The organism is Gemella sp. 20925_1_85 (assembly GCF_041433735.1).
Classification (GTDB): Bacteria; Bacillota; Bacilli; order Staphylococcales; family Gemellaceae; genus Gemella.
Genome location: NZ_JAPWCC010000006.1, coordinates 1 through 16,800 on the forward strand (window position 1 = coordinate 1; position 16,800 = coordinate 16,800).

At 29.9% G+C, this 16,800-nt stretch carries 17 protein-coding genes and 1 other RNA gene; all 18 read right to left on the reverse strand.

What is annotated here, in order from left to right; translation table 11 throughout:
- Positions 1 to 123: 123 nt before the first annotated feature.
- The gene (rpmG, locus tag O3884_RS03190) at positions 124 to 273 is read right to left on the reverse strand and encodes a 50S ribosomal protein L33 (RefSeq protein WP_003145675.1); all 150 of its coding nucleotides are present in this window, start codon (positions 271 to 273) and stop codon (positions 124 to 126) included.
- A gap of 151 nt (positions 274 to 424) precedes the next feature.
- Positions 425 to 1,078 carry a fructose-6-phosphate aldolase gene (gene fsa / locus O3884_RS03195; RefSeq protein ID WP_314160290.1) on the reverse strand — a complete coding sequence of 218 codons (654 nt, stop codon included), beginning with the start codon at positions 1,076 to 1,078 and terminating at the stop codon, positions 425 to 427.
- A 754-nt stretch (positions 1,079 to 1,832) separates the two neighbouring features.
- Complete coding sequence (locus tag O3884_RS03200; protein ID WP_371451602.1) at positions 1,833 to 2,675, reverse strand: DegV family protein; 843 nt, start codon at positions 2,673 to 2,675, stop codon at positions 1,833 to 1,835.
- 19 nt (positions 2,676 to 2,694) lie between these two features.
- Entirely contained in the window at positions 2,695 to 3,123 is a 429-nt protein-coding gene (locus O3884_RS03205) for a DUF1836 domain-containing protein (RefSeq protein WP_371451604.1), read from the reverse strand.
- Between the two features lie 129 nt (positions 3,124 to 3,252).
- Positions 3,253 to 4,614, reverse strand: coding sequence for an MATE family efflux transporter (locus O3884_RS03210; protein WP_371451606.1), 1,362 nt, complete (start codon positions 4,612 to 4,614; stop codon positions 3,253 to 3,255).
- Between the two features lie 91 nt (positions 4,615 to 4,705).
- An RNA gene (gene ffs / locus O3884_RS03215) (signal recognition particle sRNA large type) lies at positions 4,706 to 4,970 on the reverse strand.
- 131 nt (positions 4,971 to 5,101) lie between these two features.
- Positions 5,102 to 5,362, reverse strand: coding sequence for a hypothetical protein (locus tag O3884_RS03220; protein ID WP_371451608.1), 261 nt, complete (start codon positions 5,360 to 5,362; stop codon positions 5,102 to 5,104).
- A 45-nt stretch (positions 5,363 to 5,407) separates the two neighbouring features.
- The gene (locus tag O3884_RS03225) at positions 5,408 to 5,857 is read right to left on the reverse strand and encodes a threonine/serine exporter family protein (RefSeq protein WP_371451610.1); all 450 of its coding nucleotides are present in this window, start codon (positions 5,855 to 5,857) and stop codon (positions 5,408 to 5,410) included.
- Positions 5,858 to 5,866: 9 nt separating this feature from the next.
- Complete coding sequence (locus O3884_RS03230) at positions 5,867 to 6,637, reverse strand: threonine/serine exporter family protein (protein ID WP_371451612.1); 771 nt, start codon at positions 6,635 to 6,637, stop codon at positions 5,867 to 5,869.
- Between the two features lie 26 nt (positions 6,638 to 6,663).
- A complete protein-coding gene (locus O3884_RS03235; protein WP_371451613.1) occupies positions 6,664 to 7,344 on the reverse strand; it encodes a tRNA (adenine(22)-N(1))-methyltransferase in 681 nt (226 codons plus the stop codon).
- Positions 7,345 to 7,357: 13 nt separating this feature from the next.
- Positions 7,358 to 8,566: a DNA polymerase IV gene (locus O3884_RS03240; RefSeq protein WP_371451614.1), complete on the reverse strand. Its 1,209-nt coding sequence runs from the start codon at positions 8,564 to 8,566 to the stop codon at positions 7,358 to 7,360.
- A 117-nt stretch (positions 8,567 to 8,683) separates the two neighbouring features.
- A complete protein-coding gene (locus O3884_RS03245; RefSeq protein WP_371451616.1) occupies positions 8,684 to 10,549 on the reverse strand; it encodes a ribonuclease J in 1,866 nt (621 codons plus the stop codon).
- A complete protein-coding gene (locus O3884_RS03250; RefSeq protein WP_371451618.1) occupies positions 10,542 to 11,318 on the reverse strand; it encodes a ribonuclease HII in 777 nt (258 codons plus the stop codon). Before O3884_RS03250 ends, O3884_RS03245 begins: the two co-directional genes overlap by 8 nt.
- Positions 11,308 to 12,186, reverse strand: a complete 879-nt coding sequence (gene ylqF / locus O3884_RS03255; RefSeq protein WP_371451620.1) for a ribosome biogenesis GTPase YlqF — start codon at positions 12,184 to 12,186, stop codon at positions 11,308 to 11,310. The genes O3884_RS03250 and ylqF overlap by 11 nt, the downstream gene beginning before the upstream one ends.
- A gap of 236 nt (positions 12,187 to 12,422) precedes the next feature.
- Complete coding sequence (locus tag O3884_RS03260; RefSeq protein ID WP_371451622.1) at positions 12,423 to 13,085, reverse strand: methionine ABC transporter permease; 663 nt, start codon at positions 13,083 to 13,085, stop codon at positions 12,423 to 12,425.
- Positions 13,085 to 14,098: a methionine ABC transporter ATP-binding protein gene (locus tag O3884_RS03265; RefSeq protein ID WP_371451624.1), complete on the reverse strand. Its 1,014-nt coding sequence runs from the start codon at positions 14,096 to 14,098 to the stop codon at positions 13,085 to 13,087. Before O3884_RS03265 ends, O3884_RS03260 begins: the two co-directional genes overlap by 1 nt.
- A gap of 358 nt (positions 14,099 to 14,456) precedes the next feature.
- Positions 14,457 to 15,446: a DHH family phosphoesterase gene (locus tag O3884_RS03270; protein ID WP_371451626.1), complete on the reverse strand. Its 990-nt coding sequence runs from the start codon at positions 15,444 to 15,446 to the stop codon at positions 14,457 to 14,459.
- Between the two features lie 16 nt (positions 15,447 to 15,462).
- Positions 15,463 to 16,770 carry a DRTGG domain-containing protein gene (locus tag O3884_RS03275; RefSeq protein ID WP_371451628.1) on the reverse strand — a complete coding sequence of 436 codons (1,308 nt, stop codon included), beginning with the start codon at positions 16,768 to 16,770 and terminating at the stop codon, positions 15,463 to 15,465.
- Between the last annotated feature and the right edge of the window lie 30 nt (positions 16,771 to 16,800).

Sequence of the window (16,800 nt, forward strand, 5' to 3'; positions counted from 1 at the left end):
ATTTATTATAACATCACATTTTTAAAATTTCATTTATGTTATTTAAATATGTGGGTCAAGTGAGGGTCAAAAGGCAAAACAAAAAGCCTTAAACGTTGATACTTTAAGGCTTCTCTAACTTTATTATTTAGTTTCTCTGTGTAAAGTCACTTTTTTTAATCTTGGACAGTATTTTTTAAGTTCAATACGGTCTGGATTATTTCTTTTGTTCTTTTTAGTAATGTAGTTTCTGTCACCACATTCTGTACAAGCTAATGTTACATTTACGCGCATTAATATAACCTCCTATAAAATTTAATCTTAACAACTTTTTCATACAACAAAATATATTATAACATTACTTTATAAATATTTCTAGTATAAAATACAAAATTTTTAAATTTTTTTAAAGGAAAATTTTTTTGACGTAAAAGTTATCTACTGATTATTCACCAAATACTTTATAATAATCTTGTTTGAATTTTTCAATACCGATATCAGTTAAAGGGTGTTTAACCATTTGTTTAATTACATTATATGGAACAGTAGCAATATCACATCCTAATTTAGCACATTCTGTAACGTGAATTGGATTTCTCACACTCGCTGCAATAATTTGTGTATCAATATCATTATTCGCAAAAATTTCTACTATTTCTTCGATTAATAATAGTCCATTATGAGCAATATCATCTAATCTACCTAAAAATGGAGATACATAAGTTGCTCCTGCTCTTGCAGCTAGTAAAGCTTGAGTTGGGCTAAAAATTAACGTAACATTAGTTTTAATCCCCTCTTTTTTCAGTACATTCACCGCTTTTAGACCATCTTCTGTCATAGGAATTTTAACTACCATATTAGGATGAATTTTAGCAATTTCTCTAGCTTCCTCTACCATATCTTTCCAATCAGTAGTCGTCGCTTTAACTTCTCCACTTATTGGTCCATCTACGATTGACGCAATCTCCTTAATAACTTCTTTGAAATCACGTCCTTCTTTAGCTATTAAAGATGGATTAGTAGTAACTCCACAAACTACCCCTAATTCATTAGCATTTTTAATATCTTCTACATTGGCTGTATCAATAAAAAATTTCATTATTATTGTTCCCCTCTCATTTGTTAATATAATAATCATAGCACATTTAAAAAACGGTTTCAAATTTATAGATTTCATTGCGTATATTTGTTTATTGTTTTTTAATTCAATATATGATAGAATAACACTATAATTAGGAGGCAGATTGATGAAGAAATTTTTAGAAAAAGTACCATATTTAATTTTTTCTTTCTTTTTATTTATAATACTCCCTCTGTGTTCTTATTTTATATCGAATAGATCAGGTATGATAATATTACTACTAATTATCCTATACCCTGTAATTAGTTTTTTAATATCGTTTCTATATGCATATAATAAAGAAGACTTTAGCTATATTTTCTCATTTATTATAGGAATTTTTTACATTATATCTTGTTTAATTATTTTAAACTTCGATATTCTTATATACGGTTTAGGATATATATTCTTCAGCCTTTGTGGTCAAGGGACTGGATTTTTAATTGGGAAGCTGCGCAGAAGTAAAAAAAGAGCTAAACAGAGTTAGTTAAATTCAATAAAAAAAGGAGAAGTGTTTTACACAGAGTAATCACTTTTCCTTTTTTATTATTTTATTTAAATGGGAGTGACTCAAAAATCGTGATTTCGGAGAAATTGATTTTGTCGAGTCACCATTAGATATCTAAAAAGCTTTTATAAAGCGAATTTAGATATCAATAAACCACTGCGTCTATGAGTTTTCATCTGAACTATGTTACATTTTTGGACTTTTGGGTCAGCTCCTATACATATTCTATATTTCATATCCTAAAAGCATTCCGCCTTCTTCTCCGTAGAAACTACAAATCCCAGAAGTAGGCACAGTTATAAATTCTACATCAGAAAATCTTTCTTTTAATTTTTCTTCTATTTTTTTACATATATTTTCGTTATTTCTATGAGTTATTACAGCTCTTCCACCTTTATATCCAGCTTTAATCATCTCATCAACCACTGTTGAAATAGCTTTTTTCTCTCCTCTTACTTTATGTAGTAAGTGTAAAGTCCCTTCATTACTCGCCTCTCCTACCATACGCATATTTAATAATCCTACAACGGCTGCAGCTAATTTAGATAAGCGTCCATTCTTCACCAGATTATCTACTTTTTCTAGAGAAAAAATAAGTTTTGTATTTTTTTGATACTCATTAATTTTTGCGACTACTTCATCGAAAGATAATCCTTCTTTAATTAGTTCATTTATCTTTAGAAGAAATAAGTCATTTTGCCCTCCTGCTGAAAGAGTATTTACAATATGAATATTAACATTCTCATTTTCTTCTTTTAACATTTTTTCGCCAATTACTGCACTATTATAACTTCCTGACATTCCACCAGTTAAAGTTAAAACTATAACATTTTCTGCACCTCTATATGCTGATAGATATGCCTCTGGACTTGGGCAAGCTGATCTTGCTGCTTCTGAACTAGCATACATTTCTCTCATCATTTCGTCAATATCTAGATCTAAAGTGTCTACATATACCTTATCCTCTATTTGCAATGAAAATGGTACCCTCTCATAAGTAACATTTTCAGCTTTATTAGGGATCTCTCTAAAATCGCATGCAGTATCAACTACAATCTTCCACTCCATCATTTACCTCCAAGTGTATTTATTTTAATTTTTCTACTAAATCATGAGTTTTTTTATATAATCTTACAGTATCACAAGCTGCAACTATTACATCTGCTAGCCCATCTCTTTTTTCTCCATTCATACACATAACAAAGTTATCGTACATTTCTTCAGAACTACCTTCTGAAGTTAAACTATTTATTGTCTTACTAATTTCTTGAATTGAAAATACATTTTTTAAACATGTGATAACTATTAATCTTGCTAATTGTTTTCGATTATATTTTTTCTTAATCGGTTTATCCAGATGACCATTTTTAACATAATTATTTATCATTGCGGATGTTAAACCTTTATCATCATCTACAATTGAGGAGCTATCTAATTGATTTACGTATAATAACACTTGATCTAAATACAAATCAAGATTTGGCAATTCAGACCATTTTGGATATACTTTGTTCAAATTTTCACCTCCTTTTTATCTAGTTTTAATAATCACATTATATAGTTTTTCAAAATTTAAGTCAAGTGATTATACAAGTGAAAATAAAAAAGATTTTGTAGTATTTACATTTACTACAAAATCTTTACACTATTTAGCTAATTTAATTTTTTTACTAATTCCTCTTCTCATGTATAGATAATAGAATAATACACCTAAGGCATAAGCAGCTAGTCCAATTATCCATCCTATCCATAGACCTTCTATACCAATACCTTGTTTAAATACAAAATAGTATGCTGTAGGGATTCCTACTAAATAATACCCGATAAACATTACAACACATATTGGTACAACTTTTTTATATCCACGTAGAACTCCTGCTAATGCTGAGGCGAATGAGTCACAAATAGCAAAGCCAATAGCGAATAATAATAACTCTGCTGTTAATGTGATTACTCCGCTATCATTAGTATAAAGATACGGGATTTTTGTATCGAAGAAAAATACTATTAATCCTGCTATACTCGAAAATATCATCCCCATTATTACCGTTAGTTTAGTGTACTCAGATGCCATTTTATAGTCTTTTGCCCCTACATGAAATGCTATAATAATTGTTGCAGCATTTGCAACACTAACTGGTAATGTATATAAAAATCCAGAGAAATTTAACGCAGCTTGATGGGACGCAATAACTGTCGTATCAAAACGTGACACCATTAAAGATAACGTTGAAAAGACAACCGTCTCAAGTGCTGTGGCTAGAGCTATTGGAATTCCTAGCTTAAAGATTTCTCCCCACTTTTCAAATCTAATTTTTTCTTTTTCAAATATTTTATACTTATTGATTTTAGGGTTTGTTAAAACTATAAATAATGCAATGAAAAATAGTACTGTATACGTCACTGAAACAGCCACTGCATTTCCTGCACCACCAAGCTCTGGCATACCAAACTTTCCAAAAATAAAACTATAAGCAAAGAATACATTTACAGGCACAGATACTATCATCATTATCATCGATAATCTTGTTAATCCTAAACTATCTATAAACGCTCGTAAAACTACATATAAGAAGATTGATAGCACCCCGAAACTTTCGTAAAATAAATAGTTCTTAGTTATTTCTGCAATATTACTATCCATACCTAACTGATCTACTATAGGTGTTGCTAAAGTATTTAGTCCAATAATCAAGATAATACTAATTATTACAGCTATGTACAGAAACTGTCTAACAACTGTAGGTATTTCTTCTTCTTTATTTTTACCAATCAACTGTGAAACTATTGGGATTAACGCTAAGACGATCGCATTTAAAGTATACATAATTGGATTCCAAATATTAACACCCATACTTACACCAGCTAAATCTGTAGGACTATAATGTCCCGCCATAAATGTTCCAATCATCCCAGATGAATATGAAATTACTTGATAAACTAAAACAGGCAATAGTAATTTAATAAAAATACTTGCACGTTCAGAAAAGTTTTTTCCTTGATGCATAAGCCCTCCTATTATTTACATAATTTTATTTTTTCAAAACACAAAAAAAATCCAAAAGCGAATTTACTTTTAGATATCATCGATTTATACTATATGCAACCGAGACTTGAATAGATTAAAAAACCGTTAGTTTAATCGACAACTCAACCTCGACAAAAACTCACACCCACAATAGACTTACTTAATGCTGCTTCCTTCCGGACCTGACATGGTTCATAAGTATTGCGTCGTAAGGTGCCTTAGTCTCAACATTACGTGTTAAACTCGACATTCCCTATTCTACCCGCATCTCGGTATTCGGTCTTGCTAAAGCGGATTGCAAGTACAGGGCACCGCTAACTCCCCACCTAGCATTTTTTAATTATATCAAATTTAAAAATAAAAAGCAAGGAATAAATGTAAATTCAAAAATAAACTCCAGACTAGGAAATTTTTTAATTAATTCTATAATTAATCATATTATCCCAATTTGGAGTTTACTATTGATTTATTTTTTCAATTTACCTAAATCATTAAGATCCAAGATACATTCATTTTCATTAACAACTAAACAAGGAATACCGATTTTCATATTACCTCTGATTCCTTCAAATTGTGAATATGTGTCTCTGACATACAGAAATTCTTTGAAATTTCTTAATGAAGTCATTACTTCTACTTCTTTATATGTGATTCCTAATTCTGATAATTTTTCTTTGAACGGTGCTGTATCTGGACAAGTTTCTGCAAAATATAAAATATATTCCATTTGTCTTAATCTCCTTCTAAAAATCTTAATTATATTATATCACTTTTATCGTTTTCTTTGTATTTTTACTCTCTGAATTGAAGATGAAAATACTGACGCAAGTAATATCCCCATAGCGATTGCTCCAGCTTGAAGTATTGTTTCAATTCCTACCTTAGACGCAACCCCATAATTCTTAGTTACAATATTTTGCATCGTATTATACATACCATAACCTGGAACTAAAGGTACCATACCCGTATAAATAAATATAGTTGCTGGCAATTTTAATATTCTAGATGCATTAGTAGAAAGAATCCCTACACAAACTGCTCCAAGAAAACTACTTACTACAACATCTGCTAATAACAAATTAGTAACTACATGTACTAACCAACCGATGGCACCAATTAACCCACAAGTAAATATTGATTTCTTAGGTGCATTAAAAAAAATACCAAAAGATGCACTAACCACAAAGCCAGCTATAAATTGTATAAAAATATTATTTTCCATAGTTTCTCCTTACACCAATTTTAATCCCATAACAACCCCAAGTGCAATAGCTGTAGATACAAAGATTGCTGCTTGTATCCCTATCATTCCAGACAGATAATCTCCAGCCATAAAATCACGAACAGCATTTGTAACCTGAACCCCAGGAACAAGAGGCATCAGACTCATAATAATAATACTAAATGGATTATATATTAAGAAAATCTTATTTAATAGCATTACTAATACTGTTGCAATGAATGCTCCCAAGAAATTACTTACAAATAATGTCAGTTTATATTTCGAAGTAAGAGTTATAAACGCAGCCTGTATAGCCATTATTAAAAATGCAACCAGACTATCTTTAAAAGTTCCTCCAAACATTATTGCAAAAAATGGAGCAGATAATGTTAAAGCAACTATAACAGAAGTAGTTGAATATCTTTTTTTCGCCTTTATCTCTTTCATTTTTTTAAATGCATAGTCTAGCGTACAACCACCCATTACCATTTTCCTAGATATATCGTTTAGAAGTGCAATCTTTTCTAAATCACGATCTCCCAAAACAACCCTTCTCATTGTCGTATAAGTGTTGTCATTATATGTAAAAGATACAATAACAAAGTTATAAGTAACTAAACTATTCGCCGCTTTAATATTGTCAAACGACTTATAAATTCTATTAACTGTATCTTCAACCCTATATACTTCTGCTCCGTAAGACAGCATACTTTTAGCAATTTTCACACTAAAATTCAATAACTTTTTAGCTTCTCTTTCGTCATGTAAAGATTGCAACATACCTTTCCCTCCTTAATATAAAATTTTTAAGAAATAATATCTAATATTTTTTTATATTTATTTTTAAATTCAGCTACTTTATTTTCTTGAACTTCATTTGCTTTTTCTAATTGATTTAAAATATATTCAATTTTTGAAAGTTCTTGTTTTTGTTTTTTTACGAACAATTCATTTTTTTCTATTAATAAATACTTACCAAAATTAATTTCATCTTCAGATAACTTCATAACACCAGGTTTTGCAACGATAATTTCATATATATGACCATCTTCTTCAATAATATTCTCTGCTGTTATCTCATACCCTAATTCTTGTAGTTTTTCTCTAACAAAATTTTCTCCAACATTTGGTTGTAGTACTAAATTCGGTTTATTCGCTAATTTTTCTTTACCTTTTTCTAAAATATCTGCAATTAGCTTTCCACCCATACCACAAATTGTTATTACTTCGATATTATCACTTAACTCAATAGCATCCAAACCTGCAGCTTTACGACAATCGATAGTACCAACCAAACCTTCTTCTCTAACATTTTTTATAGAAACTTTATGTGGTCCTTCAACGATTTCTCCCGCTACAGCATAATCAATTTTATTATTCTTAGCTAAATAAATTGGTAAATAGGCATGATCACTTCCAATATCAGCTAATCTTCTGTTTTCTACATATTCAGCCACTAATTGTAATCTCTTATTAATTGCTAACATTCTATCTCCTTTATTAATCTAAAAAATCTTTACTAAAACTTGTCGTTATAATTGACTTATCTTTTTTATCAAAATTTTCAAAATCGGTTATTATTGTATCACCGAACTCTGCTTTTAATTTCTTAGAAAGTTTTCTAAGTTTCTCTTCTTCTTTATAATCCTTTTTATCAAAAATATCAAGCTGAACCTTTAATTCTTTCGCTTTTTTAATTTCATTTAACGAAACTCCAAGTAATCTTACGCCTTGCGAAAAATCATAGTGTTCAAGTAGTAATTCCCAGGCATAATTAAAAATATCATTAGCATTGCAAATAAATTCCGGAATCTTTTTAGATCTAGTAATCGTCTTAAAGTCACTAAATTTAACCATTATCGAAATATTATTTCCTACATAGCTACGTGATTTTACTCTTGAACTAACTTTCTCACTTAATTTTTTAATTTCTTTTAAAATATCATCTTCGTCTATTAAATCATTGGTAAATGTTTTTGAATTACCAATAGATTTTCTATCAACAGTGTACTTCAGTTCAGAATTACCTTCGCCATTAGCCTTATTCTTAAGCCTCAATCCTTGAACACCAAGAAGACTATGTAGAATTACCTCATTTGCTACAGCAATATCACCTATTGTGTTTATTCCAATTTTTTTCAGCTTTTTTGTAGAAGCATTTCCACATCCATGCATCTCTCCTATATCCAGATTCCATAGTATATCTTTATAGTTTTTCTTATTAATAATCGAAAAGCCCAAAGGTTTTTTCAAATTCGATCCCATCTTTGCGAAAAATTTATTAAAAGAAACACCCACTGATGAAGGCATACCTAATTGTTTGTATATTCTTCTTTGAATTGTAGCTATCACCTTTATTGGTTCTGAAAAATCGGTTAAATCAATATATGCTTCATCAACAGAAACTATCTCAATCTTGTCTGTATATTCACGTACTAAATCAAAAATCAACTTAGATTCTTGTTGATATTTAGGCATATCCGGTCGAAGAATTTTTATGTTGGGGTATATCTTCCTAGCATCTCCGACTCGCATTGTTGTCTTAATCCCTAACTCTCTAGCCTCATAGTTAGAGGTTACTATTATTCCATGTCTAGTTTTTACTTCACCTGCAATTGCTAAAGGCTTACCTTTTAATTCAGGATTATACTTTTCTTCAACACTTGCATAGAAGCAATTCATGTCGATATGAGCAATAACTTTTGACATTTTTTCACCCCTTTTAAATAGACTAAAAACGGGAATAATAAGGATCAATTCAAAATAGACTTTATATGAAAGCTATTTGAGTTGTTCCTCATTTCTATTTCCCGTTATGTTTCATTACTAAATTAATGAAAAGTTAATAATTATTATTGGTTTTCGCTTAGTATTATCGTATAGTAAGCTTGAAAGCATACTTCTTATTTCAGCTTTAACAGCTGCACATTCTCTAATACTCTTAATTGGATTATTCTCTAAATATTCAATTACTTTTTCTTCCGCTTCTTTAATTAACTCCATACTCTTCTTAACATAAACGAATCCTTTTGTTTGAATTACTGGTCTTCCAACTAAAGTTTTCTCTTTTCTGCTAATAGCGTAAGAAGCTACAAAGATACCATCATTTGATAAAAGTTTTCTATCTTTTAATACAGTATCTTCCACATCACCAATACCACGTCCATCAACTAGCATATTACCTACTGGAACATTGTTTTGCAATATCTTAGATTTGTTTCCACTTAATTCTAAAGTTGTTCCTTTAGATAAAATATGTATATTTTCAGCAGCAACACCAGTCTCACCTGCGATTTCAGCATGCTTACGAAGATTTCTAAATTCTCCTTGAACTGGAATAAAGTGTTTTGGCATAAGCATGTTTAACATCATTTTCAACTCTTCTTTTGTTGCATGGCTAGCTGCGTGAAGACGTTTAGAAGCTGTTACTACGTTTGCTCCAAGTTTAACTAATAAGTTTAGAGTTTGGAATAACATTACTTCCATATTTGGTGAAGGAGTAGCCGCGATCATGATTGTATCACCAGATTCAATTTGAATTCCTTCAATTTTTTTCTCAGCAATATTCTTCATAGCCTCTATTGGTTCACCTTGATCACCTGAAGAAAGGATACATACTTCATTTTGTGGATAATCTTTTAATTCTTCTATCGAAATTAAGTTACTATCTTCAATTTGTAAATAATTCATATTTCTAGCAGTATTGATTGATGCTTCAATAGCTTGTCCTAGAAGTAATATTTTTCTATTTTGAGCTAATGCTGCTCTTACAATATGAGAAATTGTTAGGAAGTTAGAAGCATAACAAGTTACAATAATACGCTTGTTTGCTTGATAAAATGCATTATCAATTTGTTCTGCCGCTTCGTTTTCAGGAACATTATATCCTTTAACATTAGCATTGCTTGAATCACTTAATAAAGCTAGAACACCTTTTTGACCTAATGTACTAATCTTCACAATATCAGATTTATATTCTTTACTTACTGATTGGTCAAATTTAAACTCACCAGTATAAACAATATTTCCTTGACTAGTTTCAATACAAATACCTAAAGAATCAGGCATTGAATATGTAGTTTTAAAGAATGTAACACTAGCATTATTAAAGTCATACTTATTATTATCTTTTACATAATAAAACTTGATTCTTCTTTTAATTCCTAGTTGTTTAAGGTGATTCTTTAATAAATCTATTGTTAACTTAGAACCATAAACCGGACATTTTAATTTATCAATAATATATGGTACAGCTCCCATAGAACTTACGTGCCCATTAGATAAGAAAATCCCTTTAATTTTTTGTTTATTACGCACTAAGTAACTTATATCAGGTATAACAGCATCAATACCGATCATCTCTGTTTCTGGGAACATTAATCCAGCATCAAGAACAAAGATCTCATCCCCGATTTCAACCATATACATGTTTTTAGCTACTTCTTCCACTCCACCTAATGGAGTAATGCGAATTTTTGCTAATTTCTTAGATTTATTTGCTTGAGATTTATCCTTGTTGACATTATTAATTTTCTTAATAACTTGTTTTGAATTATTATTTTGTTCTTTTGCTACTATTTTATTTTTATTATTAGAGCGACTATTATTTTTCTTCTTTATTTGAGTATTATTTTTTTTACTATTATTATTTTGTAAATTTTTAGAAATACTAATACCACTATTATTACTCATGTTTTCCTCCTTGTACCATCGATTTTATAGGTTCAAAGTCTCTTCTATGGATTGGTGTTACACCATGCTCTTTTAAACCTTCTAAATGTTTTTTTGTTCCATACCCTGCATTATTTTCAAAATCATAATGTGGATATTTTTTTGCATATTCTTTCATTAAATTATCACGATAAACTTTTGCTATTACCGAAGCAGCTGCAATAGACACACTCTTCTCATCACCCTTAACCATACTAAAGTTAGGAATCGGATAATTTTCAAATGGCATAGCATCTATTAGTAAGAAATCTGGCTTAACATCCAATTTCTCTACCGCTCTCTGCATAGCAATACGTGCAGCATTATAAATGTTATATTTTTCTATCTCAATATTGTCTACTTCACAAATTGCATATGCCACAGCTTCTTTTTTTATTTGTTCATATAAATCTTCACGTTTTTTCTCTGATAATTTTTTTGAGTCATTTAATCCTTCGAAATAGCTATCTTGTTTTAAAATTACCGCTGCAGCAACTACTGGTCCAGCAAGCGGTCCTCTTCCTACTTCATCTATTCCGCAAATATACTTACATCCATTATTATAACATTTATTTTCGTAAAATGATTTTTTTTCATACTCTTTTTTATAAAAAAGTTTTTTTTCTTGCTTTTTAGCATAGCTTATAAGTAATTTCTGAACTCCGCTTCTCTCATCTTTTTTTAACTCATTTAGTATTTCTTCGGAAATATTATCCTGATTTAAGAGTTCTTTTACCTCACTAATCTTCATTTTGTTCCTCATTTTCTAATAAATCATTATAATTATCTAATGTAATAAGTCCAAATTTTTGTGTTCTAAAATCTTGAATTAATAGCTTAATCGTTGAATCATAATCATAATCTCCACCGATTTTTTTAAATCTCTTTTCAGCTACTTTTTCCATAATAAACACATTTTCATCTTCACTTGAAACGTTTATTTTATAAAGATTATTTAAATTCTCTAAATAATTATTTTTTAATAATTCTATTAAATATAAACTTACGTCATCAAGTGGTGTAATATCATCCTTTATAGAACCAATCAAACTTAATTTTTTACCAATTTCTTGATTATCGAACTTAGGCATAAGTATCCCTGGTGTGTCTAATAATTCTATATCTTTATTTAATTTTAACCATTGTTGTTTTTTTGTAACACCAGGCTTATTCGCTGTATTGGCGACATTTTTCTTAATAAGTTTATTAATAAATGTCGATTTCCCAACGTTTGGAACACCTATTACCATAGATCTAATTGCTCTTGGTTTAATTCCTTTAGCTACTTGACGTGCAATTTTTTCCGCAAGTTCTTCTTTCGCTTTATCTATTACTTTATTCAAGTTATTACTATTTTTTGCGTCAGTATAAACTACTGTATATCCTTTATTTTCAAAATAACTTTTCCACTTTGCTGTCTCAGCTCTATCACATAGATCAATTTTATTAAATATAATTATTTTCTTCTTATCTTTAACAACTTCATCTAGGTACATATTATGTGAAGAAAGTGGGCAACGTGCATCTACTAATTCGAAAACTATATCTACTAGTTTTAGCTTTTCTTTTACTTCTCTTGTTGCCTTGGCCATGTGACCTGGAAACCATTGAATAACCATAAATTTAACTCCTTATCTTTTTATTTTATAAATTTCTTGATTTAAACAGTCTTTATTATTTTACCACATTTTCAAGTTTTTTTAACCTATTTTGGTGTCAATTATTCGTAAAATATTAATATTTTATAATTTTAATGCATAATAATTTATAAAATTGTTCATTATTTGTTTATAAGTATGATTTTTTTATTAATACACAAAAAAACAAGATAGCTATGCTACCTTGTTCTTCATATTTATCTTTTATCAACTTTCTTAACAATTGTATCACCAAGAATTTGTAGAGCAAATACGATAATTAAGATTAATACAGTTGCAACAAAAGTTAAAGTGCTATTATTACGTTGGAATCCGTCTAAGTAAGCTAAGTTACCAAGTCCACCTGCTCCGATAACACCTGCCATAGCTGTTGATCCAACTAATGCTATAGCCGTAACAGTTAATCCTGAGATTATCGCTGGTAAACTTTCTGGAATTAAAACTTTTAAGATAATAGTCGAATTTTTAGCTCCCATTGCACGAGCTGCTTCAATTACACCTTTATCTACTTCACGAAGACCAATTTCTACTAAACGAGCGTAGAATGGTGCTGCTGAAATAATAAGTGCTGGAATCGCTGCTTGAACACCTATAATTGTACCAATTAAAAACTTAGTAAACGGAATTAATAATACAATTAAGATAATAAATGGAATCGCACGGAAAATATTAACTATTGCAGTAACAACAGCATAAAATCCACGTCCAAATGCACTCTTACTATTAGACGTTAAGTATAATAATAATCCTAAAAATAGTCCAATTATAAACACTGCAATAAGCGATTCAAAAGTCATAATCAGTGTTTCAATTGTTTTGTCTTGTACTTTATCCCAATTTACTCTTGCAAAATCAAACATTATAACACCTCCGTTAAAATACCTAGTTCATTTAATCTAGATATTGCCTTATCTGTATTTTCTTTAGTTCCAATTAATTGAACAAACAGTGTACCAATATTAGCATCCGCAGTTTTATCAATATGTCCATTAATTATTGTAAAGTCAAAATCGATTTCTCGTACTAAAGTACTAAGAATTGGTTTTTTCGATGTATTATTATCAAATGTAAATTTAATAATAACTCCCTCCGTGAATACTTTTTTCCATTCTTCAATATTTTCTCTCTCTTCAAACTCAGAAGCAAATGAAGTTTGAGCTAAGAATTTCTTAGTAACTTCTTGAGTTGGGTGGTAGAACACTTCTGAAACTAATCCATCTTCTGCAATTGTTCCACCATCTATAACAGCAACTTTTGTACATATTGTTTTAATTACGTTCATTTCGTGAGTTATAAGAACAACTGTAATATTAGTTTTACTGTGAATTTCTTTAATTAAGTTTAATACCTCTGCAGTTGTCTCTGGATCAAGAGCACTCGTAGCCTCATCACAAAGTAAGATTGAAGGATTACCAGCTAATGCACGTGCAATACCTACTCTTTGTTTTTGACCTCCAGAAAGTTGAGATGGATAAGCATTTAATCTGTCTTCTAAACCTACTAATTTAGCTAATTCTTCTACTCTTTCTTTAATTTCAGTTTTTGACTTCCCTAGAATTTCTAACGGGAATGCAATATTTTCTGCAACAGTTCTACTCCATAATAGGTTAAAATGTTGGAAAATCATCCCTATTCTTTGTCGTTTTAAACGACGTTGTTCTTCAGTTATTTTGTTGAAATCATCACCATCGATAATTACTTCACCATCTGTCGCTACTTCAAGTCCGTTTAACAGCCTTACTAACGTACTTTTACCAGCTCCAGAATAACCGATTATTCCATAAATATCACCTTTTTCAACTTTTAAATTAATATCTTTTAGCGCATGAACTTTATTATTGTATATCTTATTAACATTTTTTAATTCAATCATGTCTATCTCCTTTCTCTTTTTAAAAATAAAAAAACACCCTTACTCTGAATTTCAGAATAAGGGCGTTATACGCGGTACCACCTTATATTTTACTTATTGCAACTACTAACATAGTCTATCCTATAACGTGGATCGCCGAACAAAGTTTACATTTTATGTTTACCTTATTAACCACTCGAACCATTTTCATAGATTTTATAATATACCTTCTCAGCTAACGGTACTCTCTTAAAATATTCCATCTATTACTTATACGAGTATTGGTTACTATTAATTTCTAATAAGTATACCACTATATTTTTTTGGTGTCAAGTAAGATTTTTGAAAACATTCTATAAAATATTCTGAAAATAATTATCTAATTTTCTATTTTGATATTATTTTCTCTAAGATATTCTGCCACCACTCGAGCCATATCATCTAGTAGATCATCTAACTCTTCCCAGTTTTTCACCGTTGCTCCACTCGCTAACGGATGCCCCCCACCAGCATATTTTTCAGCAAGAGTATTTATCACAGGACCTTTAGAACGTATACGAACACGTACCTTGTTACCTTCATCAATAGCAAAACACCATGCATATAAATCTTCTAGACTTCTAAGTAAGTTGACTCCTGTTGAAACTTCACCAGGATCTACTCCATATTTATCCATATCCTCTTTTGTAATTTTCAGATATGCAACCCCATCTTGATAGACATCGTAATTTTCAAAAATAAATGCTCTAAAACGCATAATATTTTCACTAATTATCTCCATCTTATCTAATAGCGCACTCATATTAAAATCATATTTTATTAATTCTGAAGCAACTCTTAGTGTATCGTTAGAAGTATTCGGGAATAAAAATCTTCCAGTATCTCCAACTATACCAAGGTATAATAATTTAGCAGCTTCATCATTTAATTTAATACCATAATTTTTATTTAAATACTCATAAAAATTATATATTAATTCACTACATGATGAAACATCAGTATTAACTAAATTAATTCCTCCATAATTATCTAAAGGTGGATGATGATCTATTTTTATAAGAAAGTTGTTTTTAGTAAATAGTTTTCCGTCTATTCTAGGGAAGTTTGCTGTATCAGTTACTATCACCAAAGCATCCTTGTAATCTTCTTCAGTTACTTCTGAATTTTTAAACAGAAATTCTAGTGATGGTGAATCTTTACCTACTGTTATAACTGTCTTTTCAGGAAAGTTTTCTTTAATAAGCTGATACATTGCCCCTTGTGAACCATAAGCATCTGGGTCAGGTCTTTCATGTCTATGAATAATTATCTTATCATTTTCTTTTATTTTTTGGAAAATTTCCTCATATAAATTTTCGTATATATCCATTTAATTTCTTCTTTCTTTAATTTCTTTGGAATACTTGACATGTTACCATAGCTTTGGCAACTAATTCTGTTTTATCATAAACTTCTACATCAAATTTAGCAGTCTTTCTACCAATATCCAAGATATTTACTTTCGTAGTTATAGTTCTATCTAATGGTACTGATTTTAAGAAGTAAAGTGTTGTGTTCTGCATTAGAACTTCACTTCTATTATAGTTATAGCTTGTGATATGAATAGATTCATCTATAATACTTAATAAAGCTGAACTTGAAAATGTACCAAACTGATCTAGCATTTGAGGAATAACTTTAACCTGAAGTCCATCCGCTCTTGGAACTATACCTTTACGCATTATTTCATCAAATGTATCATTATTATTTCCATCTTGGAATCTATTATTAGTTAATAAAGAGTTTATTACAATTTTTCTAGTTACAACCCCTAATAACGTATTCTTAGAGTCAATTACAGGCATAAGTTCATAACCCTCAGATAACATAGTATTAGCTACTGAAGATATAGGAGTCTCTAAAGTAGTAGTTTCAACTTTTCTCTCCATAACTTCTTTAATTAACGCATCTTTTTCTTGTAAAAATACATCACGTGCTGTAACTATACCAACTAATTTACCATATTCGTTTACAACTGGATATCTAGTATGTCCTGCTTTCAACTGAAGTTCATACCAATCTTTAACAGTATCATTTAGATTAATAGTATATAGTTTTTCAACTTTTATATAAATACTTTCAACCGTTATTATATCACGTTTGATTATTTGGTCGTTAGTTACCCTATTTATTAAGTGAGTAACAGAGAACGTATCGTGAGGTGTAATTATTAGTGGTAGATTCTTACTATCTGCTAATGCTCTAATTGAATCATTTGGAACATATCCTCCTGTTACTAAAATAGCGCATCCTTTTTCAAGTGACATCTCTATAATTTTCGGACGATTTCCAATTATTAATAATGTACCTTTTCTAATATGTTGACCTACTTGCTCAGAGTCCATTGCACCAATTGCAAAATCTTGTACTATTTCATGTACTCCTCCACGTCCAGCAATTAATTGTCCGCTTACAATATTTACAATTTCAGAATAAGATAATTTTTCTACATTATCTCGTTCTTTCTTCTGAATCCTTACCGTACCAACACGTTCAATAGAAGAAACAAAACCACGATTTTCCGATTCTTTTATCGCTCGATAAGCTGTCCCTTCACTAACTTTTAATTCTTTAGCTACTTGACGAACTGATATTTTACTTCCAATAGGAAGACTCTTAATATATTCTAATATTTTCTGGTGTTTTGATTTCATGATTTTTCCTCCTTATGTTTTTATTATAAT